Genomic DNA, 13158 nt, shown 5'->3' on the forward strand with positions numbered 1-13158 from the left:
AGCTACTGAGTGTTCTCGCGATATCTCGCTATATCTAGCTATATCTCAGGATGCTCTCACTTACATAGTTTCTCACAGAAAAGAGGAGTGAGCTATGTGTCGTTATATTTGACGCTTACAATAAAGCTCTTTGTCATGCGGACATTAAATGGAATGAGCCATCAGGGGTTAGTGATATTAAATCAAGTACTTTTCGCTTAACAAAGATTAATAGGGTATGGAAAGTTGATCAATTGGCCCAACAATAAGAATGTTCCATGAATTTGGTATTTTAAGTTCCGATTTTTATCAGTAGATTCCGAGAAAGGGGGTGTGTGGACATTGCCGCCTCTTGACCAAGATTCTCATTCCCTTGAAATATTTCAAATCTTGTTCGAACAATCTTACGGTAAGCTCTTTCGAATTGCTTATGCCATAACGGGAGACAGAAACCAGAGTAAGGATGTCATCCAACAAGCTTTTCTAAAGGCATATAGCAAGATTGACCAGCTCAAAGATAAGACGAAATATGTCACCTGGATTACCAGCATTACAGTGCATGAAGCCCATAATATCATAAGGGCAAATAAGATTCGCAAAGTGATTCCATTTTCGGAAGTGTCTCATAGGCGAGGCCATTCTTTTGAGAATGAATTCTTACTTAAGGATGAAGTCACAAGGGTTCTTAATCAATTGTCTCAAAATGATTTGGAAATTTTGACACTCAGATATTTTTCGGAGCTGAGCCTAGAGGAAATTTCTCAGATCTTAAATATATCTAAAGGAACAGCTAAAACTCGCCTGCATAGAGCGCGAACTAATTTCAGAGAAATCTTTTTACGTGATAATCCGGAGGAAGTGTTAGGAGGATAAGGCAATGAGTCTAACAGATGAAGAACTTGACCGAAAAATAAAGGAAACGTTAACTAAGGAACTGGAAGAAATACCCGTTCCCCCGTTTGATGAGCAATGGGAAAAGTTTAAGGCTTATTTTGAGCTTAGACAGAAGAAAAAACGGCAGTTAACCCGTAGGCTTATTGCGGCATCAGTGGTCGCAGTGGTGGTTATGACTAGCTCTTTGACCATTTTTAAGCCTGTACAAGCTTTTGCTTTTGGGGAAAAGATCGTTCAAATCTTTAGCCAAATAGTTGGCAAAACCACCAAAAACGTAACCTTAACCATCAGTAACGATGCTTCAAACATGAAAGCCCCAACTGTCAACAACTTAGGAGGAACTACTGAAGGGGAAACAACTCTTGAAGAAGCTCAAAAAGCGGTTAATTTCAAAATTGCCGTACCTAAATATTTACCGCCAGGAACGACTAGGCAGAAAATTGTCCTCACTAAAATAGGGGCCAACATTACTAAAGTTTGGATGGAGTATCTTTCGCAGGGCCATTTAATTATCTTTACCCAGCAAAAAGTTGAAGGAACTGTCTCGCAAGGTTATATGTATGATACGGATGATACAGTAACAAAGGAGATCGCAATCAACGGCCATCCGGCTACCATATTAATTAGTAAAAATGCTATAACCTCATTAACTTGGTACGACCGGGGACTCTTGTTTGAGCTTAGAGGACAATTATCGGAAGAAGAGTGTATTAAAATTGCTGAATCGATTATCTGAATCTAGAATATTCTTAGGGGGAAAAAGCACATGAAGAAGTTTTTGTTACTGTTATTGACCCTATTAATCCTATTGACACCTGTAACCGCTTTAGGTGCGCCCAAAAACGATAACGGCGGTTCAATAGTACAACCTCTATCTTATCAATATCTGGCAGGAGGCTATTCCCAGTTAATTGAAATGGGGATGGCACCATTACTATCTCAGGATACACCTCTACCTACAGTCCGGTAGCTGAAATCGGTTTAACCTTGAACCTTCAATACTATGCCAATGGAAATTGGTATACGCTTCAAGCCTTCAGTTACTTGGACAGAAACACGTCTTATATATCAGGGGGACAACATCTCTCAGTCTCACGCGGATACACATATAGGGTAGCCGGCGAGCATACCGCTCTTAGTTATAGTAATACTTAGAATTTGGTACTTCCTATACCAAAGCGGTTTATATTCCTTAATGCTAACAGGGGCTTATCTCTTATAATGGGTAAGCCCTATTTCAGTCCAAGTTATAAATAGACTGGTTTTGTGATATTTTTAAGCAGACACTTAAATGGATTGGATATTAACCGATGTTTGATTGAACTAAATCGTCTTACTAATAAAGGAACTAAAAGGAGGGCCAAGATGAGACGGATTATCCCGGCTTTAGCTATCATCATAGCCGTGATGCCGATTACATGCTCACTTATTCCAACCGAATCTATCATTGGAGCTGATTCCTTGTCCATTAATCCTCCGACCAGGTCCGCAACCCTGGAAGAGAGATTAATGGCTAGCGTGAAGAAAGATAAAATTCGTGGTATGTACAATAACCATAAGATTCTTGGGCCGATTAAGGAAGTTTGGGATTATAAAGCTTTTGTTCTGGCATATGATGGTTGGGCAGGTGAACATTACGTCGATTACGTGCTATTTACCGATAAAGATGGTGAGATAACATTATTCGGTGGAGGCGGCGGAACTGCTAATGATAATATAATAATAAATCAGAAATAATGTTCAAACAACCTTTGATTTACACTAAACCCTCTAATAAGGTGACATTGTCTAATTTATACCCGGGTACATTAGCGGAAATATCCAGGCTTTATATGCTCGACGGCCGAACCGGCCAAAATTTTACCACCGAGGATAAACAGAGGATCGGCCAGTTTTTGCAGCTAATGAACTCTCTGACTTTCAAGAAGAAATTGAATCAGATTCCACGGACAGGGTATCTTTATTTTGTTGATCTCTTTCAGGGAGATACCAAGGTCTTACGGATTACATTTGCTGGAGATGTTCAGATCGATGGGACATATTATAGCATTGACAGTGACGGCATTTATTCTTTCCCGTGAAAATATTGCGTTTATGCTGGTTGCATTCACCACAACCATTCTTACCTTATTCATGGTCTACTATATCTGCCAAGGCATCTCTGAGCGCGCGCTTAAGCTGGGAGCCGAAGAACTCAGACATAAGGCAAACCGGCGTTGGCGGCTGTTCTTCGCGGCCAATCTGATAATCCTGGCCGTCACTCCCTTCAGTCTAAACCTGCCGCCGAGCCTCATAATCTATGCTGTTTCTGTCAGCATGATTATCGGAGTCATCTCGTATATTCTCATTATTGCCATGGTCAGTGACGCGGACAAGATGGATTCCAGCCTTAGCAGAATGGAAAATTTTATGGTATAATGGAAACAAAAAAGGTGGTGAGCCGTTTCGGCGTTGTGAATGGACCTCTATAAATTACTCGATTTATATCAAGCGCAGATTAATGAGCGCAGGCCTTTCCAAGGGGAACTGCTGAAGCAGCTTAAAGCTTATTACCGCATAGGGCTTACTTGGTCCTCCAATGCACTTGAGGGAAATACTCTGACCGAGAGTGAAACCAAGGTATTGCTTGAGGATGGATTAACTGTTGGGGGTAAACCACTACGCTATACCTTCGAGGCGCTTGGCCACGCAAAAGCTTATGATTTCATGTTTACCCTGCTCAAACGATTTGTCTTTATTCATCCGTTTCAAGATGGAAACGGATGAATCGCCAGGCTGATCATGAATACTGCCCTAATACAGGATGGATACCTGTTGGCCGTGATTCTTCCGGTTCTCAAACACGAATACATTCAGCTTCTTGAAAAGGCCCATAGCAATGCTTTGCCCTTTCAACAATTCATTGCCGAGCGGGTCCTTGAATCACAAAAAGAAATCATGCGGCTTCTGCACCTTCCAATCCCGAGACTGGGCGGTAATCCGGGGATAAAGCCATAAGATTTTCCCATCTTGCGAAAATCAGGCTTTAAGCTGTTGCGTCCATCTTGTTATTATGCTATAGTAAAGAAAGGAAATTTCTAGCTACTGATGTTAAGGAGTGGGTTTGACCCACTCTTTCATTGTTGCGGAGGGGTTTGGCATTTGAAATTGCTTTCTAAGGTATAAGCACGGAAATCACTGCAAAACTATGAAATAGAGACTGCTGCGTCAAAGGAGAGAGCCATATGGAGCATAGTATTGAACATAAAGTGACAGCGATAGTTGAACCCTTAATTCAAGAGAAAGGGCTTGAACTGGTCGATGTTGAGTACATTAAAGAGGGCGCCCATTGGTACTTGCGCCTGTTTATCGACAAGGAAGGCGGAGTCGATCTCGATGATTGCACCAATGTAAGCCACGCGGTGAGTGAAGCGTTAGACCGGGATGACCCGATCCCGCAGGCCTATATGCTGGAAGTGTCTTCACCCGGATTGGAACGCCCGCTGAAAAAAGATGAGGATTTCGAACGCTTCAAAGGGAAATTGGTTTCCACCCATCTGCATGCACCGTTTCAGGGATATAAAGATTTTACCGGGTATTTGGTTGGATTGGTAAATGATGAAATTGTGCTGGAATATGAGGGGGAACAGGTTTCGATTCCCCGGTCGTTGGTTCAGAAAACACATTTAGCCCTGGAATTTTAGATAGACCCTACCAAAATACAAGGGGGAAAAATCAAAAATGAATATGGAGTTCATTGAAGCTCTCCATGAACTGGAGAAGGAGCGGGGGATCTCCGCCGAAATTCTGTTTGAAGCCATTGAGGCTGCCCTTATTTCTGCTTATAAGAAAAATTTCGCATCCCTCCAAAATGTACGGGTGAGCATCGATCGCATGAGCGGAGAAATCAAAGTGTTTGCCCGCAAAAACGTCGTGGAACAGGTCGAAGACCCTCGGACCCAGATCAGTCTGGAGGATGCCCATAAAATCGATCCCAATTATAATCTCGAAGATATCGTGGAAACGGAAGTCACTCCCCGTGAATTCGGCCGGATTGCGGCCCAGACCGCGAAACAAGTGGTGGTCCAGCGTATCCGGGAAGCTGAGCGGGGGATGATCTACGACGAATATATTAACCGTGAAGGGGATATCGTCACCGGAGTCGTGCAACGGTACGAACAGAAAAATGTCATCGTGGACTTGGGCAAAGTGGAAGCGATGCTGACCGCGCAAGAACAGATTCCGGGCGAAACCTACCAGCCGTTTGAAAGAATCAAGACCTATGTCGTAGAAGTGAAAAAGACAACCAAAGGGCCGCAGGTCATGCTCTCCCGCACCCACCCCGGCTTGATCAAGCGTCTGTTTGAGCTGGAGGTGCCGGAAATACATGACGGAGTGGTTGAGATCAAAGGGGTATCCCGGGAAGCCGGTGCCCGTTCGAAAATTGCCGTCTTATCGCGCGATCCCAATGTGGATGCCGTAGGCGCATGTGTAGGCCCCAAAGGAAACCGGGTTCAGACCATTGTCACCGAGCTTAAGGGAGAAAAAATTGACATTGTCAATTATTCAACCGACCACAAGGAGTTTGTATCTAACGCTCTGTCTCCAGCCAAAGTTCTGGGTGTTTATCCTAAAGCGGAAGATAAAGTGGCTTTGGTCGTCGTGCCGGACTATCAATTGTCCTTGGCTATTGGAAAAGAAGGGCAGAACGCCCGGCTGGCCGCTAAACTCACCGGCTGGAAAATTGACATCAAGAGTGAGTCCCAGGCTTTGGCGCAAAACCTGATTCCGCAAGAGGAAGAAGCCTATGAAGAATACGAGGACTACGATGCGGAGGAATATACTGACCAGCAAGAAGAGTATCGGGACTACGAAGACTATGACGAATATGATGACTACGAAGAGTACGGCGAGTATGACGAGTATGATGAAAACGCTGAATATGATGAGAATGCCGAGTATGACGAGGATGCCGGCTATGATGAGTATGATGATGAATACGGAGAATATGACGATTACCCTGAAGACGGGGAATATGATGATTACTCAGAGGATGAAGGGTACCAAGAGTATGACCAAGCGTCCGATGAATCCTATGACGATGACGAGTATGCCAATGACAACGGTGAAGCCGAAGCTGAGTTAGATGAAGAAAGTACGGCCGTAAACGCCGGCAGGGAAGAAAAGCTGACAGAAAGGGACCGGGCCATGCAGAAATACTTTGAGGCGGACGAAAAGGCCAGCCTCAAAGAAAAAAAGAAAAAGGCCAAGAGGGTGATTCGATGAAGGTGCGTAAAGTACCGATGCGTATGTGTCTGGGCTGTCAGGAAATGAAACCTAAGAAAGAACTCATACGGATCGTGCGGACGCCGGAGGGGTCGGTTGAGTTGGATGCTACCGGCAGGCGCAATGGCCGCGGCGCCTATCTTTGTCCCCAGATTGGCTGTTTAAGGACTGCGGTCAAAGCCCGCCGCATCCAGAAAGCATTAGGTGTGGAAGTGGCACCTGATCTCATCACTGAACTTGAAGGGAAGTTGGCTACTTCGTGACAGGAAGTTATTTCAGTCTTTTAGGCATTGCCCGCCGAGCGGGTAAAATTGCCTCAGGAGATGCTCAAGTAGAGGCTATGCTTAAACAAGAGAAGGGATATCTCTTGATTTTGGCAGAAGATGCTCCCGGCGCCCACAAAAAGTTTGTTCAATGGGCACAGGATATCAAACTGCCTATCCTAAAAAAAGGGAAAAAAGAGGAACTTGGCCAAGCAATAGGTTTAACGCCGCGCGCTGCCATACTGGTGTTGGACGAAGGGTTCGCGAAAGCTATTCTGGAGCGTGAGTCAAGTTCTCTTTAAGTAGGGAGTTGATGGCTTGGAAATATAACGGCGCTGATAATGTGGGGGTGGTTTAATGACAAATAGTCGTGTTCATGAATTAGCAAAAGAGTTAAATTTAAGCAGTAAAGAAGTAATAACCAAACTGCTTGCCATGGGAGTCGATGTTAAAAACCATTTGAGTGCGGTGGAAAAAGCGGACGCGGATCGGCTGCGCATGCAAATTAAAGGGAGTTCGGGACAAAGTGTGGAGAAACTCCAGCGTACAGAAGGGGAACGCCAGATAGGTTCGCGCTCAGAAGAAAGACCTCAGGGACCGCGTCCGGCAGGCCCACGTCCAGAAGGTCGACCACAGGGCCCAGGTACGGAAGGCAGACCACAGGGACCGCATCCGGAGGGCAGACCTCAGCGTCCGCGTCCGGAAGGAATGGCGCAGGGACCGCATCCGGAGGGCAGACCTCAGCGTCCGCGTCCGGAAGGAATGCCGCAGGGACAGCATCCGGAGGGCAGACCTCAGCGTCCGCGTCCGGAAGGAATGCCGCAGGGACCGCATCCGGAGGGCAGACCTCAGCGTCCGCGTCCGGAAGGAATGCCCCAGGGCCCGCGTCCGGAAGGAATGCCGCAGGGACCGCGTCCGGAAGGCAGACCACAGGGACCGCATCCGGAGGGCAGACCTCAGCGTCCGCGTCCGGAAGGAAGGCCCCAGGGCCCGCGTCCGGAAGGCAGGCCCCAGGGCCCGCGTCCGGAAGGCAGGCCCCAGGGCCCGCGTCCGGAAGGCAGGCCGCAGGGACCGCATCCGGAGGGCAGGCCTCAGCGTCCGCGACCGGAAGGAATGCCGCAGGGACAGCGACCGGAAGGAATGCCGCAGGGACAGCGACCGGAAGGAATGCCGCAGGGACAGCGACCGGAGGGCAGGCCGCAAGGCCCGCGTCCGGAAAGCAGACCGCAGGGTCCCCGACCGGAAGGCAGACCGCAGGGACCGCGACCGGAAGGCAGACCGCAGGGACCGCGACCGGAAGGCAGACCGCAGGGTCCCCGACCAGAAGGCAGACCGCAGGGACCGCGACCGGAAGGCAGACCGCAGGGACCGCGACCGGAAGGCAGACCGCAGGGACCGCGACCGGAAGGCAGACCGCAGGGACCGCGACCGGAAGGCAGACCGCAGGGTCCCCGACCGGAAGGCAGACCCCAAGGTCCTCGTCCGGAGGGATATGCCCAGGGCCCGCGTCAAGATGGCCGCCCCCAAAGCTCTCGTCCAGGTGCGCCGGGCCGCCCCTATGGTCAGCGCCCGGGTATGCAGCGCCCGTTAGAGGTGCCCCCGGCTCCCGCAACAGCAGCAGTGGAACAGCCAGTCAAACGGCAGATGCCTGCCCAGAAGAAATCCCAGGACAATAAGAACCATGAGCGCAGACGGGATGCCGAGAAAGAAATTAAGACTCCGTTCAAACGCCCGCCGAGGCCGGCAGTTAAGGAAGTAAAAGACACTACACCCAAGCATATCGTGATACCGGAAAGTATCACCGTTCAGGATTTAGCGGCGAAAATGAGCCGCAAAGCCAGTGAACTGATTGTTAAACTGATGAGTTTAGGAGTCATGGCTACAATTAACCAGGAGCTCGACGCGGAGACAGCAACGATTATTGCCAGTGAAATGGGTGTAACTGTTGAAGTCAAGGTAGAAAAACCGTTGACTTTAATTGAAGATATTGAGGATCCGGAAGAGACCTTAAAGCCCCGGCCGCCGGTGGTGACGGTCATGGGTCACGTTGACCACGGGAAAACATCCCTTCTGGATGCAATCCGCACGACCAAAGTGACTGCAACCGAAGCAGGAGGGATTACCCAGCACATCGGTGCCTACCAGGTAGAAGTAAATGGTCAGAAAATCACCTTCCTGGACACCCCGGGCCACGAGGCCTTTACAGCGATGCGTGCCAGGGGAGCCCAAGTCACGGATGTGGCTGTCTTAGTCGTTGCAGCTGATGACGGAGTGATGCCCCAAACTGTGGAAGCGATTAACCATGCCAAGGCTGCGGATGTTCCCATTATTGTTGCTGTGAATAAAATAGACAAGGAGAACGCGAATCCTGACCGGGTCAAACAAGAACTGACCGAACATGGTTTGGTCGTGGAAGAGTGGGGCGGGGAGACGATTGCCGTTCCGGTTTCCGCTAAGACCAAAACCAATATTGACCAGCTGCTTGAAATGATTCTGCTGGTAGCAGAAATGCGGGAATTAAAAGCTAATCCGAACCGGATTGCCACAGGTACGGTAATTGAAGCCAAGCTGGATAAAGGACGCGGCCCGGTAGCTACCGTACTGGTATCCAAGGGTACTCTGAATGTAGGAGATATCGTAGTGGCAGGCTGTGCCTTCGGGAAGATCAGAGGGATGACCGATGATAAAGGCAGGCGGGTGAAGAAAGCGACCCCTTCGATGCCGGTTGAATTGCAGGGTCTGTCCGAGGTTCCGGGAGCGGGAGAACAGTTCTATGTCGTAGCCGATGAAAAATTAGCCCGTCAGATTACATCGGCCCGCTTGACGGAACGTAAAGCTGAAGAAGCAAAGCTTACCGCTAAAGTGAGCTTGGAAGATTTATTTGACCGGATTAAGGAAGGAGAGGTCAAAGAACTTAACATCATTATTAAAGGAGATGTTCAAGGTTCGGTGGAAGCACTCAGGCAGGCGCTTGACCGCCTCTCCACTTCCGAAGTCAGGGTGAATTCGATTCACGGGGGAGTCGGAGCGATTACCGAGTCCGATATCATGCTGGCAGCTGCTTCCAACGCCATTATCATCGGGTTTAATGTCCGTCCGGATGCCAATACGAAAGCGACTGCAGACTTGCAAGGCATTGATATCAGGCTGTACCGGGTCATTTATGACGCGATTGAGGATGTCAAAGCAGCCATGACCGGCTTGCTCGAACCGGAGTTTAAGGAAGTAACCCTGGGCCGGGCTGAGGTGCGCCAGGTATTCAAAGTTCCGAAGATCGGGGCTGTGGCCGGGAGCTTTGTCACCAGCGGCAAGATTGTTCGTTCGGCTAAGGTGCGGGCGATCCGGGACGGAGTGGTTATTTTCGAAGGTAATATTGATTCCTTGCGGCGCTTTAAAGATGATGTGCGCGAGGTAGCCGAAGGTTACGAGTGTGGGATAGGTTTGGAACATTTTAATGACATTAAAGAAGGGGACATTATTGAAGCCTACACCATGGAAGAAGTGGAACGTCATCTTTAAGGCCTGGAGGGATTGACATGGCAAAGCATAGGGCCAACCGTTTAGCGGAGACACTTAAAGAAGAGATTTCCCAGATGATCCGGGAAGAATTGAAAGATCCCCGCTTGGGTTTTACCACCGTCACGGATGTTGAAGTTGCAGACGATCTAGGGCATGCCAAGGTTTTTGTCAGTGTTTTGGGAGATGCGCAAGCGGGCAAAGATTCGCTGGATGCCCTTAACCGGGCCGCAGGGTTTGTCCGGTCCGAGATTGGCAAGCGCATACGGCTTAGGCATGTTCCGGAGATCGTATTTAAGTATGACGCTTCCCTGGAAAAAGGGGCGCATATTTCCAAACTCTTGCGTGAGGTCGAAACATCTACCGATCGGAATGATGCCGGTGAATAATTTGGCTGAAATGGCGGCAGCTTTGAAGAATTCCACGCGTGTCGCCTTGTTTTCCCATGTTTCTCCGGACGGGGACTGCATTGGCTCAATGCTTGCCCTTGGAATCGCTCTGCGCACCCTGGGCAAAGAAGTTTATTATTATAACCCTGATCCGGTGCCGCACAACCTGGCCTTTTTGCCGGAAACGGAACGGATTTCTGCCAAACTCCCCAACCCCTGGCCCGAGGTGTTATTGTTCGTTGATTGTGCCGATTTAGGAAGGGTAAAACTGAAACAGGAAGACTTACCGGCCTCGGCTACCGTGCTTAACCTGGACCATCATATTTCCAATGAAAGTTTTGGCAAGATCAATGTGATTGATCCCCAGGCCAGCGCCAGCGGCGAGATTGCTTTTGCGCTTATCTCTGAGCTGGGAGTGGAGCTCGACCAAGCCATGGCCACCAATCTATATACGGCGATTGTAACGGATACGGGTTCCTTTCAGTACAGCAATACCACCGCCCAAACGCACCGTTTAATTGCCAATTTAATTGAAAAAGGGATTGACTTTGGCAATGTTCATCATCATGTCTTTGACCAGAAGCCTTTGGCCCAGGTAAAATTATTGCAGAGGGCACTGGCCAGCCTGGAAATCTTAGATGAGGGGCAGCTGGCCGTCATGACCCTTACTCTTGCAGATTTTAAGGAGTCCGGGGCTGAAGAAAGCCTGACGGAAGGGCTGGTCAATCATGGGCGTACTATCGCCGGCGTGGAAGTAGCGGCCCTTCTCAGGGAAATTGCACCGGCTGAAATTCGGGTGGGGCTGCGCTCCAATCTGTGGTTGAATGTGAATGAAATGGCGTCTAAGTTCGGCGGCGGCGGGCATAAACGGGCTGCTGGGTGTACGCTGCACCAGCCTTTGGCTGAGGCCAAGAAGAATTTAATTGAAGCCATTCGGGAGGGGCTTGGCCGTGGACGGGTCGGTTAATGTACTGAAGCCTCCAGGGATGACTTCTTCGGATGTGGTGGTGTGGCTGCGTCGCCTCTTAAAGCTGAAGCGGGTGGGCCATACCGGCACACTTGACCCCGGAGTCGCCGGGGTTTTGCCTGTGTGCGTCGGACAGGCTACCCGGGTCGCTGAGTATTTTACCGGACAAGGCAAGGCTTACCGCGCCGAAATTACCTTCGGTGTTACGACTGATACCCAGGATGCATATGGAACGGTGAAGAGCAGGCGGGTGCCAAAGCTCACGGCTCAAAATGTCGAACAGATTCTTCCGCGTTTCCGGGGAGTGATAACCCAGGTGCCGCCCATGTATTCCTCGGTCCGGTATCAGGGCAAGCACCTGTATGAGTATGCCCGGGAAGGGATTGAAATCGAGCGCAGGGGACGGGAAGTTGAAATATATTCGTTAGCGCTCTCGGGCTGGCGGGATGAAGAGTTTCCGCGGGCTTTTTTGGATGTGGAATGCTCGAAAGGGACTTATATCCGTACCCTTTGCCACGATATCGGAGAGGCGCTCGGCTGCGGGGCGTATATGTCCTATCTTTTGCGCCTGCGCTCAGGACCGTTTACCCTGGAGAACAGCTGGACCTTGGAAGAACTGTCAGAGCGCGTGGAGCACAACGATTACTCTTTCCTGAGGTCGCTGCCGGAGGGACTGGATTTGCCGAAAGCGGACTTAGAAGTGCAGAGGGTTAAGGCCTTTCTGCACGGTTTGTCCAGTGCAGGGCATACAGTGAAAGGACTATCTACGGAAGGGTTAACCGTGCAAGTATTCTCTGATGGAAGATTTTTAGGAATCGGAGTCTGGCGGGAAGGGAAGCTTTATCCGCATAAGGTTTTGGCTTTAGATAATACACCAGGAGGAGGATAAACCAGTGCAAGTTATCAAGAGGCTGCCCGAGCATCCTGCCTCCGCATCCGTACTGGCTTTGGGTAATTTTGACGGAGTTCACTTAGGACATCGCAAACTGCTGGAGAGCGGCTTGCATGAGGCTGAACGCCAACAAGCCAAGTTCAGCGTCCTTGTCTTTGAACCTCATCCGCTCAAAGTCTTGCACCCGGAGCGCGGGCTTAAGCTTTTGACGACAAGCGAGGAACGCCTGAGCCTTTTTGAAGAGATCGGTGTCGATACCGTCTATTTGCTGCCGTTTACGCGGCAGATGGCAGATACTTCACCCCAAAAATTCGTTCAGACGGTTTTAGAAAAAATCGGAGTTGTCCACGTAGTGGTCGGATTTAACTACTCTTTCGGAGCCGCCGGGAGAGGGACCTCCGAGGATCTGTACAAATTCGGCCAGGAGTATGGTTTTGGGGTGAGTGTCCTGCAGGCGCAGTCTGTCGACGGCCGCATTATTTCCTCCAGTTCGATTCGCAAGGCCTTGAGCCAAGGAGATATTGGGACGGCACGTACGATGCTGGGCCGGGCGCCTTCTCTTTGGGGCAAAGTGATTGAAGGGGAGCAAAGAGGGCGGCTCTTAGGTTATCCGACGGCTAATATCCTGCCTCCGGAAGACCTCTTAATTCCCAAAAGAGGGGTTTACGCCGTCTGGGCTGAGCTTGAGGGGCGTAAAGTTCCGGGGATTATGAATATCGGGATGAAGCCGACCTTTCATACCATGTATGCAACCACGGTTGAAGTACATTTCTTAAATTATAAGGCCAACCTTTACGGCCAGGAAATCCAGATTCGGATCGAGGAGCGCTTGCGTGAGGAGCGCAAGTTCAATGCAATTGAAGAATTAAAAGCGCAACTGGAGCGTGATGCTGCACTGGCTGAGCGGGTGCTTAAAGAACGAGTAGGAGTTCTGACTCCTGACTCCTGACTACTTAGATTTGTTATTATATAGCTTTCTAACACTTTTCTTTG

17 protein-coding genes are annotated in these 13158 nt (G+C 49.4%); all 17 read left to right on the top strand.

Going from position 1 to position 13158, the window contains the following annotated elements; all coding sequences use genetic code 11:
- The first annotated feature begins 321 nt into the window (after positions 1 to 321).
- The 17 genes from J0X21_RS01915 to J0X21_RS01990 all read left to right on the top strand — a co-directional run bounded on the left by J0X21_RS01915 (position 322) and on the right by J0X21_RS01990 (position 13114).
- Positions 322 to 852 carry an RNA polymerase sigma factor gene (locus J0X21_RS01915; protein ID WP_206809767.1) on the top strand — a complete coding sequence of 177 codons (531 nt, stop codon included), beginning with the start codon at positions 322 to 324 and terminating at the stop codon, positions 850 to 852.
- Between the two features lie 4 nt (positions 853 to 856).
- Positions 857 to 1609: a DUF4367 domain-containing protein gene (locus J0X21_RS01920; RefSeq protein ID WP_206809769.1), complete on the top strand. Its 753-nt coding sequence runs from the start codon at positions 857 to 859 to the stop codon at positions 1607 to 1609.
- A gap of 30 nt (positions 1610 to 1639) precedes the next feature.
- Positions 1640 to 1843: a hypothetical protein gene (locus J0X21_RS15575; protein ID WP_236006034.1), complete on the top strand. Its 204-nt coding sequence runs from the start codon at positions 1640 to 1642 to the stop codon at positions 1841 to 1843.
- A 395-nt stretch (positions 1844 to 2238) separates the two neighbouring features.
- Positions 2239 to 2610, top strand: coding sequence for a hypothetical protein (locus J0X21_RS01930; RefSeq protein ID WP_206809771.1), 372 nt, complete (start codon positions 2239 to 2241; stop codon positions 2608 to 2610).
- A gap of 47 nt (positions 2611 to 2657) precedes the next feature.
- A complete protein-coding gene (locus J0X21_RS01935; protein WP_206809773.1) occupies positions 2658 to 2954 on the top strand; it encodes a hypothetical protein in 297 nt (98 codons plus the stop codon).
- Positions 2905 to 3291 (top strand): hypothetical protein, encoded by a 387-nt coding sequence (locus J0X21_RS01940; RefSeq protein ID WP_206809775.1) that lies wholly within the window; start codon positions 2905 to 2907, stop codon positions 3289 to 3291. Before J0X21_RS01935 ends, J0X21_RS01940 begins: the two co-directional genes overlap by 50 nt.
- A gap of 39 nt (positions 3292 to 3330) precedes the next feature.
- Complete coding sequence (locus tag J0X21_RS16025; RefSeq protein WP_328812056.1) at positions 3331 to 3639, top strand: Fic family protein; 309 nt, start codon at positions 3331 to 3333, stop codon at positions 3637 to 3639.
- A gap of 48 nt (positions 3640 to 3687) precedes the next feature.
- Positions 3688 to 3870, top strand: a complete 183-nt coding sequence (locus tag J0X21_RS16030) for a hypothetical protein (protein WP_328812057.1) — start codon at positions 3688 to 3690, stop codon at positions 3868 to 3870.
- Positions 3871 to 4097: 227 nt separating this feature from the next.
- Complete coding sequence (gene rimP, locus J0X21_RS01950) at positions 4098 to 4556, top strand: ribosome maturation factor RimP (protein WP_206809777.1); 459 nt, start codon at positions 4098 to 4100, stop codon at positions 4554 to 4556.
- A 37-nt stretch (positions 4557 to 4593) separates the two neighbouring features.
- Positions 4594 to 6138, top strand: a complete 1545-nt coding sequence (gene nusA / locus J0X21_RS01955; protein ID WP_206809779.1) for a transcription termination factor NusA — start codon at positions 4594 to 4596, stop codon at positions 6136 to 6138.
- Positions 6135 to 6401, top strand: coding sequence for an RNase P modulator RnpM (gene rnpM / locus J0X21_RS01960; protein WP_206809781.1), 267 nt, complete (start codon positions 6135 to 6137; stop codon positions 6399 to 6401). The genes nusA and rnpM overlap by 4 nt, the downstream gene beginning before the upstream one ends.
- Entirely contained in the window at positions 6398 to 6703 is a 306-nt protein-coding gene (locus J0X21_RS01965; RefSeq protein WP_206809790.1) for a L7Ae/L30e/S12e/Gadd45 family ribosomal protein, read from the top strand. Before rnpM ends, J0X21_RS01965 begins: the two co-directional genes overlap by 4 nt.
- A 55-nt stretch (positions 6704 to 6758) precedes the next feature.
- Positions 6759 to 9920 (top strand): translation initiation factor IF-2, encoded by a 3162-nt coding sequence (infB, locus tag J0X21_RS01970; protein ID WP_206809792.1) that lies wholly within the window; start codon positions 6759 to 6761, stop codon positions 9918 to 9920.
- Positions 9921 to 9937: 17 nt separating this feature from the next.
- Positions 9938 to 10306, top strand: coding sequence for a 30S ribosome-binding factor RbfA (rbfA, locus tag J0X21_RS01975; protein WP_206809794.1), 369 nt, complete (start codon positions 9938 to 9940; stop codon positions 10304 to 10306).
- Complete coding sequence (locus J0X21_RS01980; RefSeq protein WP_206809796.1) at positions 10293 to 11273, top strand: DHH family phosphoesterase; 981 nt, start codon at positions 10293 to 10295, stop codon at positions 11271 to 11273. Before rbfA ends, J0X21_RS01980 begins: the two co-directional genes overlap by 14 nt.
- Positions 11257 to 12162 (top strand): tRNA pseudouridine(55) synthase TruB, encoded by a 906-nt coding sequence (gene truB / locus J0X21_RS01985; RefSeq protein ID WP_206809798.1) that lies wholly within the window; start codon positions 11257 to 11259, stop codon positions 12160 to 12162. The genes J0X21_RS01980 and truB overlap by 17 nt, the downstream gene beginning before the upstream one ends.
- A gap of 4 nt (positions 12163 to 12166) precedes the next feature.
- Positions 12167 to 13114 (top strand): bifunctional riboflavin kinase/FAD synthetase, encoded by a 948-nt coding sequence (locus J0X21_RS01990; RefSeq protein ID WP_206809801.1) that lies wholly within the window; start codon positions 12167 to 12169, stop codon positions 13112 to 13114.
- Positions 13115 to 13158: the final 44 nt, after the last annotated feature.

The organism is Paradesulfitobacterium ferrireducens (genome assembly GCF_017310645.1).
GTDB classification, from domain to species: domain Bacteria; phylum Bacillota; class Desulfitobacteriia; order Desulfitobacteriales; family Desulfitobacteriaceae; genus Paradesulfitobacterium; species Paradesulfitobacterium ferrireducens.